We start from the raw sequence: 20,228 nt of genomic DNA, 5'->3' as shown, positions 1-20,228 counted from the left end.
GTCATGAGCAGCGAACCCACCCGCAGGCCCAACGGGGCCAGGATGCTGGCACTGGGCCTGGCCAACCGCGACGTCGGCTTCGCGGTCGGCGTGACGCTGGTGTTGGCGGTGCTGTTCGTGCCGCTGCCCTCGGTGCTGCTCGATCTCGGTCTCGCGGTGTCGTTGGCGCTCTCGGCGCTGATCCTGATGGTGGCGCTGTGGATTCCGCGCCCGCTCGACTTCAACTCCTTCCCGACGCTGCTGCTGGTGGTCACCATGCTGCGGCTGTCGCTCAACGTCGCCTCGACCCGGCTGATCCTGAGCCAGGGCCATACCGGTCCCGGCGCCGCGGGCGGGGTGATCGAGGGCTTCTCGCGCTTCATCGTCGCAGGCAGCTTCGTGATCGGCATCGTGATCTTCGCGATCCTCGTGGTGATCAACTTCATCGTCATCTCCAAGGGCTCGACCCGCATCGCCGAGGTCTCAGCGCGGTTCTCGCTCGACGCGATGCCGGGCAAGCAGATGGCGATCGACGCCGATCTCGGCGCCGGGCTGATCGACGAGGCGCAGGCCAAGGCGCGGCGCAAGGAACTCGAAGACGAGAGCGGCTTCTTCGGGGCGATGGATGGTGCCTCGAAATTCGTGCGCGGCGACGCGGTGGCCGGCCTGATCATCACCATGATCAACATCGTCGGCGGCATCCTGATCGGCGTGGTCCAGCACGGGCTGCCGATCGGCGAGGCGGCGAACGTCTATACCACGCTGACCATCGGCGACGGACTGGTGAGCCAGATCCCGGCGCTGATCGTCTCGCTCGCCGCCGGCCTGATCGTCACCAAGGGCGGCACCGAGGGTGCGGCGAACGAAGCGGTGCTGAGCCAGCTCGGACGCTTTCCCAAGGCGCTGTGGATGGCCGGCGGGCTGCTGTTCGGCATCGGCCTGCTGCCGGGCTTCCCGCTGCCGGTCTTCGCCATACTGGCGCTGATGCTGGTCGGACTGGGCTGGGTCATGGATCGCGAGGCCAAGGCCCGGGTGACGCGCGAGACGGCGCAGGCCGCCCAGGCCGAGCGCGACGAGGCGACCCCGGCCGAGGACGACGTCGCCGCGACGCTGCGGCTCGATGAGCTGCGGCTCGATCTGGGCGGCGCGCTGGTGCCGCTGATCAACCGTCCCGACGCCGCCCTGCCCGGCAAGATCAAGAGCCTGCGCCACCTCTTCGCGCGCGAATACGGCTTCGTGCTGCCCTCGGTGCGGATCAAGGACGACCCGGCGCTTTCGGCGGACGCCTATGCGATCACCGTGCAGGGCGTCCGGGCCGCGACCGCCGAGGTGCGAGCCACCGGCATGATGGTGATCAACCCCTCCGAGGCCGGGATCGACCTGCCCGGCCAGCGCACCAAGGACCCGACCTTCGGGCTCGAGGTGGTCTGGGTCGACCAGCAACTCGCCGAGACGGCCGAGGCGGCAGGCTGCACCGTGGTCGACCCCGAAAGCGTCATCACCACCCACCTGACCGAGATCATCAAACAGCACATGCCCGAGCTGCTGACCTATGGCGCGGTGCAGGAGCTGATCGAAAAGCTCCCGCGCCCCTACCAGAAGCTCGCGGGCGAGATCTCGGGCACCAGCCCCGCGATCCTGGTGCAGCACGTGCTGCAAGCGCTGCTGCTCGAGCGGATCTCGATCCGCAACCTGCCGCTGATCGTCGAGGCGATCGCCGAGGCCAACCGCACAACCTCGAGCGTGACGCTGATCACCGAGCATGTCCGCCGCCGCCTGTCGAACCAGATCTGCCACGCGCTCACCGACGGACAGGGCTTCGTGCCGGTGATCACCATGTCGGCGGCCTGGGAGGGTGAGTTCAACGCCGCCGTCCGGATGAACGGCGAGGAGCGCAACTTCCTGATGTCGCCGCAGCGGGTGCAGGAATTCGTCCTCGAGGCGCGCAAGGAGATCCAGCGCTTCGCGCAGGCCGATGAGTGGCCGGCGCTTATGGTCAGCCCCGAGGTGCGCAGCTTCGTGCGCTCCATGCTCGAACGGGTGAGCCCGATGACGCAGGTCATCTCCCACAACGAGGTGCATCGGAAGGCCGCGCTGCGCACCGTCGCCACGATCGGCGGCTAGGCCGGTGGAGCTGGGCGAGCTGCTGGTCGCGCAGGCGCTGGCCGCCGCGCTGGTCTTCGCCCGTTTCGGGGCGGCGCTGATGTTCCTGCCCGGCTTCGGCGAGCCGTCGATCCCGGTACGTCACCGGCTGCTCTTCGCGCTGGCGCTGAGCGCGGCGCTGTCGCCCTTGGCGCCGATCGAGGGCGCGGCGCAGGTCTCGCCGATCACCCTTTTGGCGATGTTCGCGACCGAGATCACCATCGGGCTGTGGATCGGCACCACCGCGCGCATCCTGTTCTCTGCCTTGGGCTTCGCTGGCTACCAACTCGGCATGGTGGCGGGCCTGTCGAACGCCTTCGCCCCCAGCCAGGGCAGTTTCGAGGGCTCCACCCTGATCGCCGGGCTGCTGCTGATGGCCGGGGTGGCGCTGGTCTTCGCGACCGAGCTGCATCACGTCATGATCCGGGCGCTGCTCGACAGCTACGAGCTGTTTCCGCCGGGGCGGCTGATGCTGGGCGATCTCGCCCAGCAGATGGTGCGGGCGGTGGCGCAGAGCTTCTATCTCGGGATTTCGCTGGCCGCGCCGTTCTACGTGCTGTCGCTGGTGCTCAATCTCGGCATGGGTCTGGCCAACCGGGCGATGCCCAGCCTGCCGGTTTTCTTCGTCGCGGCGCCGCTGCTGATCGTCGCCGGTCTCGCGGGCCTCGTCTTCGCGGGGCCTGCCATGCTATCGGGGACGGTGCAGGCCCTGGCCGACTGGCTGATCGGCTTCGAGTTCTGAGGGGGCGCGATGTCGGACGAAGACAAGAGCAGCAAGACCGAGGAACCGACCGAGCAAAAACTGCGCAAGGCGCGGGAGAAAGGCGACGTCCCCTCCTCCAAGGAAACCGGGAACATGATGAGCGCCTTCGCGCTGCTCGTCATCTCGCTCTACGTGCTGCCGATGATGTTGCCGCGGCTGGCGGGCGACCTGTCGGGGCTGATCGCCCAGGCCGGCGGAATGGAGATCGGCAACGGCGCCGCCGGGCTGCGCGATGTCAGCGGCGTGGCGCAGGCGCTGGCCACGACGGTGGCAGGCACGCTGGCGCCGGTGGTGCTGGTGATGGTGCTCGCGGCGCTGTTCGGCGTGCTGATCCAGGGCCAGACCGTGGTCGCGCTGGAGCGGATCAAGCCGAAGCTGTCGAAACTCAACCCGCTGTCGGGCTTCAAGCGGCTGTTCTCGGCCGACGCCTTCGTCGAGTTCGGCAAGAACGTCGCCAAGGTAGCGGTGGTGGCGATCATCGCCGCGCTCGCGGTGCGCGGCTCGGTGATGGAGATCTGGGAAGCGCCCGGCTTTTCGCCCGAGACGCTGCTGCCGCATGCGCAGGGCGCGATTGTCCGGATGCTGGTCGGCGCCACCGCGTTTCTCGCCGCCGTGGCGCTGATCGACATCATCTGGAAGCGGATCGACTACATCCGCAAGCAGCGGATGAGCCTCAAGGAGATCCGCGACGAGCACAAGGACAGCGAGGGCGACCCGCATATCAAGGGCAAGCGGGCCCAGATCCGCCGCAAGCGGGCACAGCAGCGGATCGGCGTTGCGGTGCCGCAGGCGACCTTGGTGCTCACCAACCCGACCCATTACGCGGTGGCGCTGCGCTACACACCGGGGGTGGACCCGGCCCCGGTCTGCGTTGCCAAGGGCACCGACCTGATCGCCGCCCAGATCCGCCGCATCGCCCGCGAGAACGACGTCAGCATCGTCGAGAACAAGCCGTTGGCGCAGGCGCTGCACGCCGTGGTTGAGGTCGATGACGCGATCCCGGCCGAGCATTGGCAGGCTGTGGCCGAGATCATCGGCTACATCATGGATCTCAAACGACGCATCCGCCGCGCCCCGCCCGAAGGGTCGAAGCTGCACGAAGAGGACTGAGCCATTATTGCAGGCGGATGCCGTCGAGCCGCTGGTCGCCCGGAAGCTTGGAGCGTTCGAGGATGATCATCGAGATCGCCTGCGCCCGCACGACGTTCATCGCGGCCAGGATCGGTGCGGCGTCGCGCTCGGGCATGGCGCCCAGCACCGTCACCGCCACCTCGATGTCGAGATCGTTCATGATCGTCGCGGCTTCGCGCGGCTTCATGTTGACGTAGAGCGCGACCAGCCGGTCGACATCTGCCTGCCGGGCCGCGTCGATCTCGACCAGCAACCCCTCGAGCGCACCGCGCAACTCCTCGAGCCGGGCGGTCTCGACCGCCAGCGTCTCGCGTGCCAGCGCGATCTCGGCCGCGCGGGCATCGAGCGTGTCGCGCTGCTCTTCGAGCAAGCCGCGCTCGGTGGCGATCGCCGAGAGCACCTCCTCGGGCGCGGCGCAGCTTTGCGGGATCGCGGCCGGGGCCGGTTCCGCGGCAGGCGCGGGCTCTGCCGGGGCCTCGGCATCGCCGGCAGCGGCGTTCGCGGCGCTCACGAAGAGGCCGGGACGCGGCTGCGGCGGCGCGGTGGTGTCGCCGACCAGCAGCGCCGCCTTGGCGACCCCGGCCAGCGCCAAAGCGCCTAGAACGATGTGGAAAGGACGCGGTGTCGTCACTGATCGCGCTCGCGCACGCTGTCGAAGAAGCCCTGCACCAGTTCGGTCTTGCCGGTCACGCGGGTCACGCCGGCAGCCTGGGCGCGGGCGCGCGCGGTGCGCGCCGCCTTGTCGCCGACGCGGGGGGTGGTCTTCGCGGCAGGTGCGGCCGGCTTGGCGGCGGGCCGGGCCTCGGCCTCCTCCAGGCCACGCGCGGCGGTGCTCAGGCCGCGCACCGATTCCTCGGAGCGGTCGACGGCCGCCGAATAGGCGTTGATCGCGGGTTGCAGCTCGCGCAGCGTCTCCATCAGGCGCCGCACACGGCGATCGACCATGAGCGCATAGGCCAGCACCCCGGCCAACAGCAGCAGGATCATGGCGTCAATCAACACCGCCATCGTCGCGCTCCTTTTCCTCGCCCAGATCGTCGGTCACGCGCAGCGCCACCGCGCCGTTCCTGCGCCGCCCCATCGCCGCGCGAAACAGCGCACGGCCGTTGCAGGATACGGTAGCCTCATGCTCCATGTCGATGCCGAGATCAATCATATCGCCCGCCTTCCAGGCGAGGACCTCGCGCATGCCGATCCGGACCTCGTGGAGAACGGCGGTCAGCTTGGCCTCCGACCCCTCGATTGAGCGCCCCAAGGCGGCGCGCCAGCCGCTGTCGCTCCCGGTCTCGCCCGCCGGAAAGCTCTGGACCAGCAACGTCCGGATGCTGTCGATGGCGGCATCCGGGATCACGAAAGTCAGCGTGCCGCCGCGCCCCTCGAGGCCGACCGAGAGCGTGACGCGGACCGCGGCCGAGTTGGGCGGCGCCAACACGGCGTTGATCGGGCTATTCTCGAGGTGGTCGACCCGGAAGGTGACCGCGCCCACAGTGGCAAAGGCGTTGGCCAGATCGGCCAGGACCAGCTCCGCCAGCCGTTGGCCGAAGCGGCGCTCGATCGCGGTGAAGCTGCGCGGCGTCCAGGGCCGGCCGCTGGCATTGCGACCGCCCAGCATCAGTTCGAGCATCGAGAACAGCAGCTCGGGCGATAGCGCTACGCCGATCCGCCCGTCCCATGCTTCGGCCCGCGCCACGGCCGTCAGGGCCGGCGCCGGAATGCCTTCGAGCGCGGCGCCGCAGGGCAGGTATTCGAAGGCGGTCAGCACCGCCTCGGCGGGCATCGCGGCGAAGCCCTTGAATGCGGCGCCCAGCGACAGGGCGTAGCGTTCGAAGATCGCTTCCAGCAGTGGCAGCCGCTCGTAGCTGAGCGAGGCCATCTGGATGATCTGTTCCTCGATCGGCCCGTCGGCAAGGCCGCCCTCGGGCTGGCGCAGTGTGCGCTGGCTGCTCATCATGCGCCCCTTCTCACTGCACGATCATGTCGGAGATGAGAATCTCGCGCGGCGCCTCGCCACCCGAGATCGCACGCGCCCGGCGCAGCAGCTCGGACTTCAGTTCGGCCAGGCCGAGGCTGCCGCGCAGGTCGCGCTCATCGAGCGTGCGCAGGTAGTCCTGAAAGCTGTCGCGCATGTAGATCTCCCGCTCGGCCAACCGCGCCGCATCGGGAGCGGCCGCGTCGTAGATCAGCGCCAGGTCGAGCTTGAGGAACCGGCTGGTCTGCCGACCGGTCGCGGTCGTCGCGGTGATGTTGACGATGATCTCCTCGAGCGGCAGCGCCATGCGGCCCGGATCGGCGGCCAGCGCGGCGCGCATCTCCTCCGTCGAGGGTTCCGCCGGGGTTTCCGGCGCCACCTCGTCGGCCGCGCCACCCAGCCCGGCCAGCTCCGCCAGCCGCGACGGCCCGACCGCCGCGATCAGCCCGCCACCGAGCGCCAGCACCGACACAAGGAGCATCAAGATGAATCGCAGCCGCCCGGGCCGGGCGCCGCTTTCCTTGCCTGTCGTCTTCGCTGCCGCTTCGCTCATCCGGGGTTCCCGCCGATCGTCGGATCATGGACAACATGTGTCATATGGGCCGAACAGGCAAGAAGTTATCCATGACTATACTTGTTCGAACCGATGGATTGGGGATAGTTTTGCAACAACGACCGGCTAGGACGAGGCCCTTGTGCAATCCATCATCGATAATCTCGCGGGCCTCGGCCGGACGCGGCTGATCGCTCTGGGCGCCACCGGGCTGGGGCTCGTGCTGGCCCTGTCTGTCGGCCTCAACCTCGTCCTCGCCCCGAGCTTCGCCCCGCTCTACTCGGACCTGTCTCTGGCCACCGCCGGGCGGGTCGTCTCGGCGCTCGAACAGGATGGCTTCGATGTCGAGCTGTCCGGCGGCGGCACCATCGTGTCGGTCCCGCAGGATGACGTGGCGCGGGCGCGCATGTCCCTGGCCGAGCAGGGCCTGCCCGGCGAAGGCGGCGCGGGATGGGAGATCTTCGACCAGTCCTCCGGCCTCGGCATGAACAGCTTCATGCAGCAGGTCAGCCGCCTGCGCGCGCTCGAAGGCGAGCTCGCCCGTTCGATCCAGACCATCGACGGCATCGACGCGGCCCGGGTGCATCTCGTACTGCCCGAACGCGAGGCCTTCTCCCGCACCCGTCCCGAGCCGTCGGCCTCCGTCATCGTGCGGGGCCGCGCCACCTCCTCGATCTCGCGCCGGCAGGGCCTCGCGATCCGGGCGCTGGTGGCTTCGGCGGTGCCCGATCTTGCCCCCTCGCGCGTCACCGTGCTGTCGGCCAGCGGCGAGACCATCCTGAGCGAGGAGACCGAGGGCGACGCGGGCGTGCAGGCCGCAGGCGCATCGATGCAGGAGCGGCTGCAGCGCTCGATCACCGAGATGCTCACCGCCCGCGTCGGCGCCGGCAACGCCCGGGTGCAGGTCAATGTCGACCTCTCGACCGAGCGGCAGGTGATCCGCGAACAGAGCTTCGACCCCGACCAGCAGGTGGTCCGCTCGACCGAGACCCGTCAGGAAGAAGCACAGGATCGCGAGGGCACCCAGACCGAGGTCGGCGTGGCCAACAACCTGCCGCCCGAGCTCGGCGGCGACGCCGGCGGCGAGCAGTCGGCCTCGACCTCGACCCGCACCGACGAGATCGTCAATTACGAGATCGGCTCGACCCAGCGCGAGACGGTGCGCGAGCCCGGCTCGGTGGAGCGGATCTCGGTCGCGGTTCTGGTCAACGGCATCTACAACGTCGCCGCGAATGGCGAGACGGTCTACGAGGAGCGCAGCCCCGAGGAGCTGGAGCGGCTGACCGCGCTGGTGCGTTCGGCGGTGGGCTTCGACGAGGCGCGCGGCGACACCGTCTCGGTCGATAGCCTGCGCTTCATGGATTACTCGATGGATGTCGGCGCGCCGATCGGCCTGTCGCTCGGCCAGACCATCGCGCAGAACTTCGGCGCGATCCTGCGTGGTACCTTCGCGCTGGCGCTGGTCGCGGCGGTGCTGGGCTTCGGCCTGCGGCCGATGCTGCGCCGGGTGCTCCCTGAAACCGGGACCGGCCTGGCGCTCGCGGGCGCGACCGCCGGCGCGGGCAGCGCGGGTCAGCTCGGCTACGAGGCCGCCCCCGGCCAGGCGCCGCAGCTTCCGGGCGCGGCGCGCGACGCCGCCGGCCAGCCCGGCGCGCTGGCCCAACAGCCCGGTGCACGCGGTCCGAGCCAGCAGGCGATGCTGCCCTACGAGCAGCAGATCGCCACCTATGACGGCGACGAGATGGTGAGCCTCGCCTCGGTCGACGGCAAGATCGGCATGCGCCGTCTCGTCTCGGTCGGCGAGATGGTCGAGAACGAGCCGGAGGCCTCGCTCAAGGTCGTCCAGAGCTGGCTCGCCGAGGAGGCCTGAGATGTCGATCTTCGAGCGGGATTTCGACAGCGAGATCGCCCAGGAGCGCCAGCTCGCCCGACGCGGGGCCACGGCGCGCCACAGCGATGATGCCTTGCAGGCGGCGGTGGCCGAGGCGCGCGCGGCGGCTCTGGCGCAGGGCCGCGCCGAAGGCCGGGCCGAGGCCGAGGCCGAAGCGCGCGCGGCCGAAGCCGCGTCGCGGGCCGCGGCGCTCGAGCGGATCGCCGCACGGCTGGGCGAAGTGATGGATGACGCGGCACGGCATCGCGCCGCGCTCGAAACCCAACTCCTGTCCTACGCCGCCACCACCGCCGAGACGGTGCTGCCCGAAATCCTCGCCAGCCGGGCCGAGGTCCGGGCGCTGGCGCAGATCCGGCGCGGGCTGAGGCTCGGGCTGGACAGCTCCCGGCTCGAGATCGCCCTGCCCCCGGGCGCGAAAGAGCTGCGCGCGGAGGTCGAGGCGCTCTTGGCGACGCAAGGCCTTACGGGCCGCACCACGCTTACCGAGGATGCCGGACTCGCCCCGGGCGACGCGCGCGTCGTCTGGGATGGCGGACGGCTCGATTACAGCTTTGCCGGGATCTGCGACGCGATCCTCGGCACATTGCGGGCCCGCACCCGCACCCACCCCGAACCGGAGGACCGCACGTGACGGACACCCCCACCAAGGCCACCGGCGCCGAGTTCCCGGAGATCGAGGACGACGCCGCCGGGATCTTCGATGACGCCCCGCAGGCCGAGGCCCCCAAGGGTGGCCGCAACATCGAAGCGATGCTCAATGTCGGGCTCGACGTGCAGATCGTGCTCGGCCATGCCCGGCTGCCGATCTCGCAGCTTTTGAAGTTCGGCCGCGGCTCGGTGATCGAGCTAGACAAGAAGATCGGCGAGCCGGTCGAGGTGATGATCAACGATCGGCTGGTCGCCCGGGGCGATCTGGTCAAGCTCGGCGAGGCGCGGATCGGCGTGTCGCTGACCGAGATCGTCAAGGACTACGTTTCGGGCGACTGACCAGCAGCATGATCCGCACCCTCCCCTTCGTCGCCGCCGCCGCGCTGGCGCTCATGGCCCTGCCCGTCTCGGCGCAGGACGGCGCCGGCGTGCTCGACGCGCTGGGGGGCGTGCTGTCGGATGCGGCGCCGGGCACGGATCAGCGCGCCACGCTGTCGGGGCGGATCATCCAGCTCGTGGCGCTGATGACGGTGCTGTCGATCGCGCCGGGCCTGTTGATGATCATGACCAGCTTCACCCGCTTCGTGATCGTCTTCTCGATGCTGCGCTCGGCGCTCGGTCTCAACCAGACGCCGCCGAACATGGTCCTGTCCTCGATGGCGCTGTTCATGACCTTCTTCGTCATGCAGCCGGTCTTCGAGGATGCCTGGGAGGGCGGCCTGCAGCCGTTGATGAACAACGCGATCACCGAGGAGCAAGCGCTCGCGCGGATCGGTGATCCGTTCCGCGCCTTCATGTTCGCCAACACGCGGCCGCGCGACATCGAGCTGTTCCAGAATCTCGCCGCGCGCTCCGACCGTGCCGAACCCGCGCCGCTGCCCGAGACCGCCGAGGAGGCGTCCTGGCGGTCGCTGATCCCGGCCTTCATGATCTCGGAACTGCGCCGCGCCTTTTCGATCGGGTTCCTGATCTACCTGCCCTTCGTGGCGATCGACCTGATCGTCGCCTCGGTGCTGATGAGCGCCGGCATGATGATGCTGCCGCCGGTGTTGATCTCGCTGCCCTTCAAGGTGATCTTCTTCGTGCTGATCGACGGCTGGTACATGCTGGCGGGCAGCCTGATGGAAAGCTACGTGCCGCTGGCCGGAGGATGACGATGAATGCGATGACCCCTGCCACCCGCCCTTCCGAACCGAGCCCGGTGCGCGCCGCGGCCCAGCCCCCGACCCCGCCGCTGCGCCGGCTGCGCGGCGCCGAGAAGGCTGCGATCCTGTTCTTGTGCCTGGGCGAGGAGCGCGGCTCCGAGCTGATGCGCAAGCTCTCGCCGGAGGACATCGCCAAGATCACCCGTGCGGTGGCGCGGCTTGGCGTGGTCCAGGCCGAGCTGGTCGAGATGGTTCTGGCCGAGTTTTCCGAAGGCGTCGATGCCGGCGGCGGCGTGGTCGGCTCGCTCGCCTCGGCCGAGGCGATGCTGCGCGCCTTCCTGCCCGAAGAGCAGGTCGAAGTGATCCTGCGCGACATCCGCGGCCCGATGAAGGAACGCGACCTCTGGGCCAAGTTCTCGGCAATGAACGAGGCAGTGATCGCCACCTATCTCAAGGGCGAGCACGAGCAGACCGCCGCCGCGATCCTGTCGAATGTCGACACCGAGGTCGCCGCCAAGGTGCTTCCGCTCCTCGGCGAGGATATGATGCGCGACGTGGTCGAGCGGATGATCCGGATGGAAGCGGTCCCGCCCAAGATGATGGCGCAGATCGAGGAGACGCTACAGGCCGACATGCTTTCCGCCGGTGGCCAGTCCAGCGCTGTCGAGATGGAGCAGCGCATGGCCGACCTGTTCAACAAGCTCGACCGCGACGTGTTCGACGGGCTGCACCAGGCGATCGACGCCCGCAAGCCGGGCGCGCTCGACGGCATCATGGCCAAGATGTTCACCTTCGAGGACCTGATCCGTCTCGACGCCCAGAGCCTGGCGCGGGTGATGCGCGGTCTCACAGGCAACACGCTGCCGCTCGCGCTGCGCGGCGCCTCCAAGGAGATGCGCGAGCATTTCCTCGACGCGCTGACCGCGCGGGCACGCGACATGCTGCTCGACGAGATGAACACGATGGGCCCGGTCCGGGGCCGCGACGCGCGCGCGGCGCAGACGATGATCGTCGACTACACCCGCCAGCTCGCCGAGGAAGGCTCGATCGAGCTGCCGAGCGCCGGCGACGAGGAGGAGGATATCCTCGAATGAGGGGCCGGGCTCAGTAGCCCTTGCGCAGCGCCGTGATCGCCGTGATGTCGATGGTGATCGGGGTGAACTGCCCCCCGGCCCCGGCGCTCACGGCCGCGTTCATCAGCGTCAGCGCAGCGTTGGCAGAGGACTGCACCCCTGCCTTGGCGTCCGAGATCGCCACGTAGCGCCGCTCGAGCTTCTCGAGTTCGGCGGGATCCTTGAGCTTGGTGATGTCGAACTTGGCCTTGAACAGCTCGACCTGCTTGTCGATGTCGAGCCCGGCGCTCTGGCTCGGCACGCCGAGCGCAGTACGCATGAACTCCGACAGCTCGGAATCCTTGAGCACGTCGAACCAGTTCTTGATGTCCCCCGCCTTGCGGCGAAATTCGAGCACGGTGCCCACAGTCTCGTTCTGCTCGGCCTGCGCGCTCTCGAAGCGCTGGCCGACATAGCGGTCGACCATCTCCGCGCGCCAAGACGCGGAGAAAGTCTTGGTGTTGGTCTTTCCATCGGCGACGAAGCCCATGCCCTTGTGCAACTCGCGGAAGCGCGGGTCGGTCAGGCGGTTGACGAGAGAGCTGCTGTCGCTGATGTCGCTGCGCAGCACCTTGCCGATCAGCGCCTTACCAAAGATCTGATCCTCAAGGTCGAATGCCTTCATGACGAAGACATAGAGTTCGCGATCCTCAAGGAGCTGATCGACCGTTTCGACTTTACCGATACGCTCCTCAAAGGCGGCAATCGCGCGCTTATGCTCCGGCGCGTTGCGGATCAGCTCTTCCTGGCGGTCGCGGGTTGCGTCCACCAAGCTGAGCCCCATCCGGGCGTTAAGGCCGGAAAGCGAGATCACGACGCCTGCCCTGCCCGCCGCTCCGGCGCATGACCAGCGCCGAACGCCGCGAGGCCGGGCTGCGTAACGCCTGAGATCCGGCTAAGGGTCTCCGCCTCGTGCGCGATCACCGGGCGCAGGGCGCGCATCGCCTTGTAGTAATCACCGGCACTGACGAAGCTCGCTGCTTCAAAGATATTGCCGAGACTAGGATTACCGAAAGTCGTCGCTAGCTCGGCGAGCTGGCTCTGGATCAGCGGCAGAAGCTCGTCCCGCAGGGCGCGCTGGATGAGCGCGGTCTGGATCAGGAAATAGGCCTTGGTAACCGGCGTCGGTTTCGCATTGTCATCCAGCAGGTCATGCCCACGCACCACATCGGCGTGGCTTTCGATGGTCAACACGTGACGACGCCCGGAATTCCGCATCATGCAGCCATTGACCACGATCCGCTCGTCGGGCTTGAGGGTGAGCTTGAGCGCCATCTCAGGCCACCGCGCCTTCGGGTGCCTGGCCGGCAAGACCGGCGGCGACGGAGGAATTGATCCGAACCAGCGCTCCGACGCCGGCGCTTCCGCCGAGTACGGTGGAGGTCTGGCGGTCGACCCAGAATGCCAGCGAGATCAACCCGGCCCGGAGCTCGGCGGGCAAAGCGTTCTCAGGCGAGGCGAGGTCGAAGCGCAGCTCGTTCCAGAGCTTCTGGTTGTCAAGGAGATCCGACATCAACCCCTCGGCCATGATCATGCTGCGCGCCGTGGCGCTCTCGGCGCCGTCATAGGCCTCGGCATGGCGCGACAGGCCAGCAGTGATACGTGCGATGATGCGGCGTTCGATCTGACGGGGGGATTCGCTTTCGCGGATGGTGGTTTTGTAGGCGGCGATGCTCATGCGTTCTGCTCTCGCTCTGGGCCCTTGCTCTTCTCGCGGGGCACTGGAATGGAGGCACGCGGGACTACAGGATCGCGCGCGCGCGTTTGGCCTTCCGGAATGATGGAATGAACCGGGGCGGATCGCGTGGATCCGAAGGGGCGGGGCCCGGCCATGTCGGCCGGCCCCCGCCGTCGCGCATTAGCGGAACAGACTCAGGATCTGCTGAGGCGCCTGGTTGGCGATCGACAGCGACTGCGAGGCGAGCTGCTGCTGCACCTGCAGCGCCTGCAGACGGGCAGCCTCTTCTTCCATGTCGGCGTCAACCATCGAGCCGATGCCGCTATCAAGACGATCGGTCAGCTTGGTCAGGAAATCCTGCTGCGTCTCGATGGATTTCTCAGAAATGCCGAGCGACGTCGCCGCGTCAATCGCCATGGTGGTGGCCTTGTCGACGACCTCGAGGAAGAAGGCCATCTTGTCGGCTGCACCCGCTTGGAGCGCTGCATTAGTAGTTCCGTCGAGGTCACCAGTAGGCTTGATTGTGGCGTCGGCAGCGTTGGCTTTGTCGCCTTCTTCCTGCCCGAATGCCATTTGCCCTTTTATGAACACCGAGCCCATTTGGGCGATTTCGTCGTCGTTATTCCGTGTTTGCTTGGTAAGAGCGTCGTACTGCGTATTATCAGCTCCATCGGTCTCCAGGTCGAGTTTGATACGACCCAGCGCTTCTTTAATGGAACCGAGGTCCACCTTGCTGACCGACATGGAGGTGGTGGAGATACTCGTCCCCGCCCGAGTAATACCTGTTGCAATATTGACCGTCTTTGCCGTCCCCGTGCCGTCGACTTTGTCCTCGTCACTGTCAACGAAGCTAATGCCATTGAAGGTGGCCTGCTCGATGGTCGTACCGATCCGAGCGACAATCTCATCGATCTCGCCTTGAACTTTCTTAGTATCGTAGTTCGGGTCCGACGCCATCTGGCCAGAGGCGAAGGCGATCTTGGTGCCGATCTCCTTGGTCATCTCCATTACTGCTTCGGCACTTGCGCGGCCGGCAGAGACGGCGTTCTTGGTCAGGGTCAGGCTTTCGTTGATCGCCTTGTTCATGCCGCTGTCAGAATCCATCGTCTTCGAGATCGCGAAGTACGAGGCATTGTCCTTGGCGGACTGGATCTTCAGGCCCGACGAGATGCGGTCCTGGGTTTGGTTGAGGCCCTTGTTGATACCACGCAGGGTCGACAGGGCGTTCATCGCAGAGTTGTTGGTAAGGATCGAAGACATTCGTATTCTCCAGCATTCTAACTGTTCGATCGTCTTTCTGACGAAGTCGGCATGCCCGCCGCGGTGTAGATATCGTTAAACCCATGAATTGGGGCGCGTTTGTGACGCTATACCGACTTATCCATGGGGCTGCGCGAAAGCGTGTCCTTGGCGCTACGGTTTCCGTCTGCACCATAGAGCCCGGCCAGCCCGTGGCGGGCGCGCAGACGCTCGAGATCGCGCAAAACCTCGGCCGTGATCAGGCGCATCCGCTCGAGGATCTCGGCATCGCGGGCGACGAGACCGGCCAGCCGGTCGAGCGCGTCGCGCAGCATCTCGGCATCCGAATCCTCTGCCTCGAGCCGCGCCGCGATCTCCGGCCCCTGCCCCTCGATCCGGGCCACCAGGGCCGCCTTCTCCTCGAGTCGCGTGGCGACACGGTCGAGCGTACCGCCGCGAATCTCCTCGATCTCGGTCTCGAGCAGCTTCGAGAGCGCCGCGATGTCGGTGTCGATCGTATCGATGTGGTCGCTCATGCGTCCTGCTCCCCCTGCCCCTCATAGGCGCCGATGGCGCGCGCCACGCTCTGGGCGATTCCGGTGCCTCCCTGATCTGCGATCTGTTCGGCGAAGGCGCGCGCCAGAAAGCTGCGCCAGGTTTCCTCGGCATGACCGCCACCGAAAGTGCCGATATCCACGCTCTTGAGCATCTCGTCCACGGTCTGCGCGAGGAACATCTCCTCGAACTTCTTCGCGGTTTCCATCGTCTCCGGGTCGGCCTCGCGCGGCTTGGTGCGCAGGGCCGGCGACGGCGCGCCGGGCGTGATCTGCATCAGATGATCTCCAGATCGGCGTGAAGCGCGCCCGCGGCCTTGATGGCCTGCAGGATCGAAATGGTCTGGCTCGCGGTGACGCCGATGGCGTTGAGCCCGTCGACGAGGCGCTGCAGGCTGACATCGCCCTCGAGGATCGAGAACTGCGCCTCCTGCTCCTCGACCGTCACCTCGGTCTGCGGCACGATCACGGTGTTGCCGATCGAGATCGGCTCGGGCTGGCTGACCTCGATCTCTTCCTTGACGATCACCGTGAGGCCGCCTTGGCTCACCGCGACCTCGGCGATGCGCACCTCGGAGCCGATCACGATGGTGCCGGAACGGGCATCGATCACCACCTTGGCGATGGCGTCGGGCTGCACGCGCAGCCCCTCGATCTCGGCCAGCATGCCGGGGATGTCGACCTTTGCGGCCGAGCGCACCTCGACGGTGCCCGAATCGAGCGTTCTGGCGATCGCGCCCATATGCGCGTTGATCGCCTGCTCGATCCGCTTGGCTGTGGTGAAGTCAGGGGTCCGGAGCGCGATCCGGATGGAGTTCATGGCGGAGAGGTCGAAATCGATCTCATTTTCCACCGTCGCACCGTTCTCGATCCGGGCCACAGTGGGGACGCCTTCGACGATGCTGGCATTGGCACCCTGCGCGGCATAGCCGGCCACCGCGATCGGGCCTTGGCTCACGGCATAGACCTCGCCGTCGGCGCCGGTCAGCGGCGTCACGATCAGGGTACCGCCCCGCAGGGACGAGGCGTCGCCTAGCGAGGAAACCACCACGTCGATGGTCGAGCCGCGCCGGGCGAAGGGCGGCAGCATCGCAGTGACCATCACGGCGGCGGTGTTCTGGGTGCGCATCTGCTCGTCGGTCAGATTGCCGACGCCGAGCCGTTCAAGCATCCCCTCGATCGAGCGCTCGGTGAAGGGCGAGTTGCGCAGCGAATCCCCGGTGCCGTTCAGACCGACCACGAGGCCGTAACCGACGAGCTGGTTCTCGCGGACACCCTCGAACTGGGCGATGTCCTTGATCCGGACCTCCGCGGCAAGCGGCGCCGCTCCGAGGGTCCCGGCCAGAAGCATCGCCAGTCCGATCCCCCGTTTCAGCCCGTTCCGCATGCGCTGCTCCGAATGACGCGTTCTGGTTCGAGACTAGCCGAGCCCTACGACACGCCACAAGAACAGTCAAAACAATCCATGGATAGGTTGCATTTATGCAATCTATCCATGGCTTATTCGTGCTACATGTAGTTCAGGAAGGACAGCTTCGACAGCCGCGCCGTGATCGCGTAGCTTGCCTCGAGCTGGGTCTGCAGCTGGGTCAGCCGGGTCGCGGCCTCGTAGGGATCGACGCCCTCGACGCTGTCGATCTGCTGACGGTAGAGCGTGACCCGCGCGGCCTGCGACTCCATCGTGTCCTCGAGCTGGCGACGCTGCGCGCCGATCCGAGTCTCGGCCGAAAGCAGCCCCGTCCGTCCGTTTTCGAGCGCCTCGAAGGCCCGCGAGGTCCAAGCTCGGGCCGCCTGATTGTCGAGCGTGCTGATGTCGACCGACGCCAGCATCGATAGGCCACGCAGCATCTCGGAGAAGGCCGGATCATCGGCTTGGACGCCGTAATCCAGCACTTCTTCCTCGTCGATCCGTACGGACATGCCCTTGCCAGCAGCGTCACGGGCCGCGCCGTTATAAACCGTCCCGCGATATGTTGCGGCGCCGGCAGCGGCCGGATCAAAGATCGCGGCCAGCGCATCGGCCTTGGCATTGGCCTGCGCCGCGTCAACTGGCATGGCGCCGATAGCAGTCTCGACCATTCCACGCGGCGACAGACCGCTGGCCGGGTTGACCGTGTCGTAGGGCTGGATGGCCTGCACTGTGTTGGCGACTCCGGAGAACAGCGAGACTCCCTCGTAGCTACGGTTGACCTGACCGATTACCTGGTCGAGCGCGGCACGCGCGGCAGCTTGGAGCTGGGCCCCAGTGAAGGCATGTCCTTCGGTACTTGGCACGGCGAGATCGAGAACCGTCTGGAGGCTGGCGCGCATGTCGCCGAGACTGGAGCCGGTCATCTCGAGGCGGCGATCGAGCGTGGCGTTGATCGTGGCGAAGCTCTCGAGCCGATCGAGCCGCGCGCGGGTGGCCATCGCCTCGCCGGCCCGGCTGCCAAGCGCGCGGAACCGGTCCGATTTGTAGCCGGTGGTCGCCTCCTCGCCGGCCTGGTTCAGCTGGCGACTCAAATCGGCAACCTGCCGACGGCCGTCGACGCTGGCCTGCAGGGTGGAATAGGTGCGCATCAGGGTGATCATTCCGGTCTCTCCTTACCGCACCGCTGCCAGCAGCGTGTCCATCATCTCACCGAGCGTCTTCATCACCGTCGCGTTGGCGGCGTAGCTCTGCTCGATCAGCATCAGCTGCTGTAATTCGTCATCGACGTTGACCCCCTGCACCGACTGGCGCGAGGTCTGGATCGAGTCCCGACCCGCAGCGAGGGTTTCGGACTTCGCTAGTGCATCGTTGTGCAGCTGCTTCTGCGCCGAAACGAGGCCAGCGGCGAAATCGCCGATCGTCCGGCGCTCCCCCAGACCGGCCGCGGGATCATAGGAGACATCGGTCGAGAGCAGATCGACGAAGGCCGCGACCCGGCTGCCGTCCGAGGCCGGACCTTGGACCGCCGCGCCGATCCCGTCCCGCATCCGCCAGGCCGCGCCGCCCGCCTCAGAACGGACCGCCGTGTTGACCGCGATACGTCCGGCCAGACCTTCGCTCTTGGTGGGATCGAAAGCCGCCCGGACACCGTTCCCGTCCACAGGCGCCGTGCCGTCGACGAAGAGACCGGCCGTGCCCGCCGCGCGGGTCGTGTCGATCCTTTCGAACTCCTGCACCAGGCTGCGTGCCATCTCGTCGAGCTGCAGCTCTAGGCGCGGCAGGTCATTGGTCAAGAAGCCCAGCCTGCCGGCCAGCGCCCCCTCGCTCGAGCCGCGCGCCTCGGCGACGCCAGGGGTGATGTCGACATCGTTGACGGTCAGCCGCCCGGTGCTGGTGTCGAAGCTCAGTTCGTGCCGCTTGTTGTCCTCGACCAGCGCCGCACCGGCGGCGGTGTAGATCGAGATGCGCCCGGAGGCGTCGGTCTGCATCTGCAGGTCGATCAACTGCGACAGGCTGTCGAGGCTCTCCGACAGCTGATCCTCGAACATCACCCGGCGCTCGGTCCCCTGCTGCTGCCCGGCGATCCGTTCGTTCAGCGCCACGATCCGCGCCAGCTGGTCGTTGATCTCGGTGACGTCGGCGACCACCGCGTTGCGCACCCGCTCCTCGGTCCGGGCCAGCGTGCCGCTGGCGTCGCGCAAGGTGGTGGCGAGACCTTCGGCCGCGCGGACCGCGGCCTCCTGCAACGCTGGCTCGGATGGCGTCGTGGCCAGCGCGTCGAGCGTCGTGCGGAAGGTCGAGACCCGCCCGGAAAGGCCGGTGGTGGAATCGATTTCGCCCAAAGCCGCGACATGGACCTCGAGCGCACCGGCCCTGGCCTCCTGCGTCGCGGTGCGCGAGACCTCCTTGCGATGCGCCTGCTCGAGCGCCGCGTCGGTGGCGCGCTGGAAGCCGGTCATCGCCACGCCGCCGCCGGGCAACTGGGTCAGCGGGGCGCTGCGCTTGGCATAGCCCGTGCGGTTGGCGTTGGCGATGTTGGTGGCGGCGATGTCGGCCCAGCCCTCGGCAGCGGCAAGACCGCTGCGGGCGTTGAGAAAGGCGCCGGTAATGCTCATTCTGATTCTCCGGTGTCGGGGCCGGGCGCGTTCTGCTGCCCTTTGCCCCCCGCGTTCAGCGCTTCAGTCTGGTCGTTTCGTCGAGCATCTCGTCGACGGTGGTCACGATCTTGGCGTTCGAGGAATAGGCCCGCTGGGTGCTGATCAGGTCGGTGAGTTCCTGAGCCACCTCAACGTTCGAACTCTCCAGTGCGCCCGCCGTCAGCGTCCCGGCCGAGCCCTCGCCCGCCTGGTTGAGGCTGAACTTGCCCGAGGATCGTGACAACAGGAAGGCGTTGCCGTCGGTCTTGAGCAGGCCGTCGGGGTTGGCCACCTCGGCCAGCGGGATGTTGTAGAGCGGCTTGCGGCTGCCATTGTTGAACACGCCGTAGACGTCGCCGCGCTCGTCGATCTCGGTCCGCACCAACACCCCGCTCTCGGCACCGTCGGCGGTGATCTTGAGCGGCGAGTAGTCGCCCGCGAACTGGGTCATGCCGGTGTGCTGGTTGGGGGCGCCGACCGTCACCTCGACGATCTGCGGGACCTCGCCGTTATCGATTGTCAGCGTCGCCACGCCGGTCGCATCGTCAAAAGCGAAGTTCGCAGGTGCAGCGGCGGTGGAGGTGGCGTTCGAATAGAGCCGCGGCGCCCCTGCCAGCGGGCCGCTGTCATGGAAATCGACCGTGACGTTGCCGTATTGCGCGCCGTCGGCACCGCTGATCGACAGCATCCACTGGCTCGGTGCGGCGCTGGGCTGCCAGGAGAACTGCATCCGCTCCGCGGCACCCAACGGGCTGAAATACTCCGCCGAACTTAGGAACGGCTCGCCCGGTGTCGCCAGGCCGGTCTGCTGGGCCGGGATGTTGCCGCTGATCGTCATCGCACCAGTGGGGGAGCCGGTCTGCGACAGGCTGCCGAGGTTGACGGTCTTGAGATCACCGAACTGGTTGCGGTCGATGTTGCCCAGATTGGCGGTCTGGTCATAGGGAAAGCCCGCCAAATAGTAGCCCGCGGCGTTGCGCAGGTTGCCGTTCTCGTCGGGCAGGAAGGAGCCTGCCCGGGTCAGCATGAAGTTCGCCTCGTTGGTCTCGTTCGGCTGCTTGGAGACCACGAAGAAGCCCGGCCCGCCGATCGCGAGATCGGTCGCCCGCTCGGTGGCGCGCAGCGCGCCTTCGGTCGAGATCTCCGAGGTTTGCACCGCGCGCACGCCGGAGGGCGCTACCGTGCCGTTCTGGCTCAGCGTGCTGGTGGTGACCATCTGCACGAAGCTGCGCCGGTAGCCGTCGGTGTTGGCGTTGGCGATGTTCTCCGAAATCCGGCCCACCGCCGTCGAATTCGCCCGCAGACCGCTCACACCGGTCTGCATGGCATAGGAAATGCTCATATCGGCTGTCCTTCGATTGTCTTGCCGCCGCGGGC

The 20,228-nt window shown here is 67.4% G+C and carries 22 protein-coding genes; 8 read left to right on the top strand and 14 right to left on the bottom strand.

Annotated elements, in window-relative coordinates; translation table 11 throughout:
- The first annotated feature begins 3 nt into the window (after positions 1-3).
- Genes flhA through FHS00_RS15325 form a run of 3 tightly spaced genes read left to right on the top strand, consistent with a single transcriptional unit; the run spans position 4 to position 3,994 of the window.
- Positions 4-2,103 (top strand): flagellar biosynthesis protein FlhA, encoded by a 2,100-nt coding sequence (gene flhA / locus FHS00_RS15335; RefSeq protein ID WP_183474969.1) that lies wholly within the window; start codon positions 4-6, stop codon positions 2,101-2,103.
- Between the two features lie 4 nt (positions 2,104-2,107).
- Positions 2,108-2,863 (top strand): flagellar biosynthetic protein FliR, encoded by a 756-nt coding sequence (locus FHS00_RS15330; RefSeq protein ID WP_183474968.1) that lies wholly within the window; start codon positions 2,108-2,110, stop codon positions 2,861-2,863.
- 9 nt (positions 2,864-2,872) lie between these two features.
- On the top strand, positions 2,873-3,994 hold the full coding sequence (locus FHS00_RS15325; RefSeq protein WP_183474967.1) for an EscU/YscU/HrcU family type III secretion system export apparatus switch protein: 1,122 nt from the start codon (positions 2,873-2,875) through the stop codon (positions 3,992-3,994).
- 4 nt (positions 3,995-3,998) lie between these two features.
- Here the strand turns inward: FHS00_RS15325 and FHS00_RS15320 are convergent, their stop codons facing one another.
- Genes FHS00_RS15320 through FHS00_RS15305 form a run of 4 tightly spaced genes read right to left on the bottom strand, consistent with a single transcriptional unit; the run spans position 3,999 to position 6,537 of the window.
- On the bottom strand, positions 3,999-4,646 hold the full coding sequence (locus tag FHS00_RS15320) for a MotE family protein (RefSeq protein ID WP_183474966.1): 648 nt from the start codon (positions 4,644-4,646) through the stop codon (positions 3,999-4,001).
- A complete protein-coding gene (locus FHS00_RS15315; RefSeq protein WP_183474965.1) occupies positions 4,643-5,023 on the bottom strand; it encodes a flagellar motor switch protein in 381 nt (126 codons plus the stop codon). Before FHS00_RS15315 ends, FHS00_RS15320 begins: the two co-directional genes overlap by 4 nt.
- Positions 5,007-5,963, bottom strand: a complete 957-nt coding sequence (locus FHS00_RS15310; protein ID WP_183474964.1) for a flagellar motor switch protein FliM — start codon at positions 5,961-5,963, stop codon at positions 5,007-5,009. Before FHS00_RS15310 ends, FHS00_RS15315 begins: the two co-directional genes overlap by 17 nt.
- Positions 5,964-5,976: 13 nt before the next feature.
- Entirely contained in the window at positions 5,977-6,537 is a 561-nt protein-coding gene (locus tag FHS00_RS15305) for a flagellar basal body-associated FliL family protein (RefSeq protein ID WP_183474963.1), read from the bottom strand.
- A 142-nt stretch (positions 6,538-6,679) separates the two neighbouring features.
- Here FHS00_RS15305 and fliF point away from each other — a divergent pair, with 142 nt between their 5' ends.
- Genes fliF through FHS00_RS15280 form a run of 5 tightly spaced genes read left to right on the top strand, consistent with a single transcriptional unit; the run spans position 6,680 to position 11,315 of the window.
- Positions 6,680-8,407 (top strand): flagellar basal-body MS-ring/collar protein FliF, encoded by a 1,728-nt coding sequence (gene fliF / locus FHS00_RS15300; RefSeq protein WP_183474962.1) that lies wholly within the window; start codon positions 6,680-6,682, stop codon positions 8,405-8,407.
- A gap of 1 nt (position 8,408) precedes the next feature.
- Complete coding sequence (locus tag FHS00_RS15295; protein ID WP_183474961.1) at positions 8,409-9,059, top strand: FliH/SctL family protein; 651 nt, start codon at positions 8,409-8,411, stop codon at positions 9,057-9,059.
- A complete protein-coding gene (locus FHS00_RS15290) occupies positions 9,056-9,415 on the top strand; it encodes a FliM/FliN family flagellar motor switch protein (RefSeq protein ID WP_343064608.1) in 360 nt (119 codons plus the stop codon). The genes FHS00_RS15295 and FHS00_RS15290 overlap by 4 nt, the downstream gene beginning before the upstream one ends.
- Before the next feature lie 8 nt (positions 9,416-9,423).
- A complete protein-coding gene (fliP, locus tag FHS00_RS15285) occupies positions 9,424-10,230 on the top strand; it encodes a flagellar type III secretion system pore protein FliP (RefSeq protein WP_183474960.1) in 807 nt (268 codons plus the stop codon).
- A gap of 2 nt (positions 10,231-10,232) precedes the next feature.
- On the top strand, positions 10,233-11,315 hold the full coding sequence (locus FHS00_RS15280; RefSeq protein ID WP_183474959.1) for a flagellar motor switch protein FliG: 1,083 nt from the start codon (positions 10,233-10,235) through the stop codon (positions 11,313-11,315).
- A gap of 10 nt (positions 11,316-11,325) precedes the next feature.
- Here the strand turns inward: FHS00_RS15280 and FHS00_RS15275 are convergent, their stop codons facing one another.
- The 10 genes from FHS00_RS15275 to FHS00_RS15230 form a co-directional block, all read right to left on the bottom strand.
- Complete coding sequence (locus FHS00_RS15275; protein ID WP_343064611.1) at positions 11,326-12,102, bottom strand: DUF1217 domain-containing protein; 777 nt, start codon at positions 12,100-12,102, stop codon at positions 11,326-11,328.
- Positions 12,103-12,143: 41 nt separating this feature from the next.
- Positions 12,144-12,608: a flagellar biosynthesis repressor FlbT gene (locus tag FHS00_RS15270; protein WP_183474957.1), complete on the bottom strand. Its 465-nt coding sequence runs from the start codon at positions 12,606-12,608 to the stop codon at positions 12,144-12,146.
- Position 12,609: 1 nt separating this feature from the next.
- Complete coding sequence (locus FHS00_RS15265; RefSeq protein ID WP_183474956.1) at positions 12,610-13,011, bottom strand: flagellar biosynthesis regulator FlaF; 402 nt, start codon at positions 13,009-13,011, stop codon at positions 12,610-12,612.
- A 180-nt stretch (positions 13,012-13,191) separates the two neighbouring features.
- Positions 13,192-14,271 carry a flagellin N-terminal helical domain-containing protein gene (locus tag FHS00_RS15260; RefSeq protein ID WP_183474955.1) on the bottom strand — a complete coding sequence of 360 codons (1,080 nt, stop codon included), beginning with the start codon at positions 14,269-14,271 and terminating at the stop codon, positions 13,192-13,194.
- Positions 14,272-14,378: 107 nt separating this feature from the next.
- Complete coding sequence (locus FHS00_RS15255; RefSeq protein ID WP_183474954.1) at positions 14,379-14,786, bottom strand: hypothetical protein; 408 nt, start codon at positions 14,784-14,786, stop codon at positions 14,379-14,381.
- Complete coding sequence (locus tag FHS00_RS15250) at positions 14,783-15,082, bottom strand: rod-binding protein (protein WP_183474953.1); 300 nt, start codon at positions 15,080-15,082, stop codon at positions 14,783-14,785. The genes FHS00_RS15255 and FHS00_RS15250 overlap by 4 nt, the downstream gene beginning before the upstream one ends.
- Positions 15,082-16,191, bottom strand: a complete 1,110-nt coding sequence (locus tag FHS00_RS15245) for a flagellar basal body P-ring protein FlgI (protein WP_425486050.1) — start codon at positions 16,189-16,191, stop codon at positions 15,082-15,084. The genes FHS00_RS15250 and FHS00_RS15245 overlap by 1 nt, the downstream gene beginning before the upstream one ends.
- A 122-nt stretch (positions 16,192-16,313) precedes the next feature.
- Entirely contained in the window at positions 16,314-17,375 is a 1,062-nt protein-coding gene (locus FHS00_RS15240) for a flagellin (protein WP_183474952.1), read from the bottom strand.
- 12 nt (positions 17,376-17,387) lie between these two features.
- A complete protein-coding gene (gene flgK / locus FHS00_RS15235; protein WP_183474951.1) occupies positions 17,388-18,830 on the bottom strand; it encodes a flagellar hook-associated protein FlgK in 1,443 nt (480 codons plus the stop codon).
- A 55-nt stretch (positions 18,831-18,885) separates the two neighbouring features.
- Positions 18,886-20,193, bottom strand: coding sequence for a flagellar hook protein FlgE (locus FHS00_RS15230; protein ID WP_183474950.1), 1,308 nt, complete (start codon positions 20,191-20,193; stop codon positions 18,886-18,888).
- Between the last annotated feature and the right edge of the window lie 35 nt (positions 20,194-20,228).

Source organism: Limimaricola variabilis, assembly GCF_014195545.1.
In the GTDB taxonomy this organism is placed as follows: domain Bacteria; phylum Pseudomonadota; class Alphaproteobacteria; order Rhodobacterales; family Rhodobacteraceae; genus Limimaricola; species Limimaricola variabilis.
The sequence above is the reverse complement of the archived record's forward strand: the minus strand, read 5'-3'. Positions and strand labels throughout refer to the sequence as shown.

Excerpts from the sequence above, each read along its gene's own strand:
- fliP (WP_183474960.1), top strand. The coding sequence starts at position 9,424 with ATGATCCGCACCCTCCCCTTCGTCGCCGCCGCCGCGCTGGCGCTCATG.
- FHS00_RS15265 (WP_183474956.1), bottom strand. The coding sequence starts at position 13,011 with ATGAGCATCGCCGCCTACAAAACCACCATCCGCGAAAGCGAATCCCCC.
- FHS00_RS15255 (WP_183474954.1), bottom strand. The coding sequence starts at position 14,786 with ATGAGCGACCACATCGATACGATCGACACCGACATCGCGGCGCTCTCG.
- FHS00_RS15325 (WP_183474967.1), top strand. The coding sequence starts at position 2,873 with ATGTCGGACGAAGACAAGAGCAGCAAGACCGAGGAACCGACCGAGCAA.
- FHS00_RS15295 (WP_183474961.1), top strand. The coding sequence starts at position 8,409 with ATGTCGATCTTCGAGCGGGATTTCGACAGCGAGATCGCCCAGGAGCGC.
- FHS00_RS15250 (WP_183474953.1), bottom strand. The coding sequence starts at position 15,082 with ATGCAGATCACGCCCGGCGCGCCGTCGCCGGCCCTGCGCACCAAGCCG.
- flhA (WP_183474969.1), top strand. The coding sequence starts at position 4 with ATGAGCAGCGAACCCACCCGCAGGCCCAACGGGGCCAGGATGCTGGCA.
- FHS00_RS15260 (WP_183474955.1), bottom strand. The coding sequence starts at position 14,271 with ATGTCTTCGATCCTTACCAACAACTCTGCGATGAACGCCCTGTCGACC.
- FHS00_RS15310 (WP_183474964.1), bottom strand. The coding sequence starts at position 5,963 with ATGAGCAGCCAGCGCACACTGCGCCAGCCCGAGGGCGGCCTTGCCGAC.
- FHS00_RS15305 (WP_183474963.1), bottom strand. The coding sequence starts at position 6,537 with ATGAGCGAAGCGGCAGCGAAGACGACAGGCAAGGAAAGCGGCGCCCGG.
- FHS00_RS15245 (WP_425486050.1), bottom strand. The coding sequence starts at position 16,191 with ATGCGGAACGGGCTGAAACGGGGGATCGGACTGGCGATGCTTCTGGCC.
- FHS00_RS15240 (WP_183474952.1), bottom strand. The coding sequence starts at position 17,375 with ATGATCACCCTGATGCGCACCTATTCCACCCTGCAGGCCAGCGTCGAC.
- FHS00_RS15315 (WP_183474965.1), bottom strand. The coding sequence starts at position 5,023 with ATGGCGGTGTTGATTGACGCCATGATCCTGCTGCTGTTGGCCGGGGTG.
- FHS00_RS15270 (WP_183474957.1), bottom strand. The coding sequence starts at position 12,608 with ATGGCGCTCAAGCTCACCCTCAAGCCCGACGAGCGGATCGTGGTCAAT.
- FHS00_RS15280 (WP_183474959.1), top strand. The coding sequence starts at position 10,233 with ATGAATGCGATGACCCCTGCCACCCGCCCTTCCGAACCGAGCCCGGTG.
- FHS00_RS15230 (WP_183474950.1), bottom strand. The coding sequence starts at position 20,193 with ATGAGCATTTCCTATGCCATGCAGACCGGTGTGAGCGGTCTGCGGGCG.
- flgK (WP_183474951.1), bottom strand. The coding sequence starts at position 18,830 with ATGAGCATTACCGGCGCCTTTCTCAACGCCCGCAGCGGTCTTGCCGCT.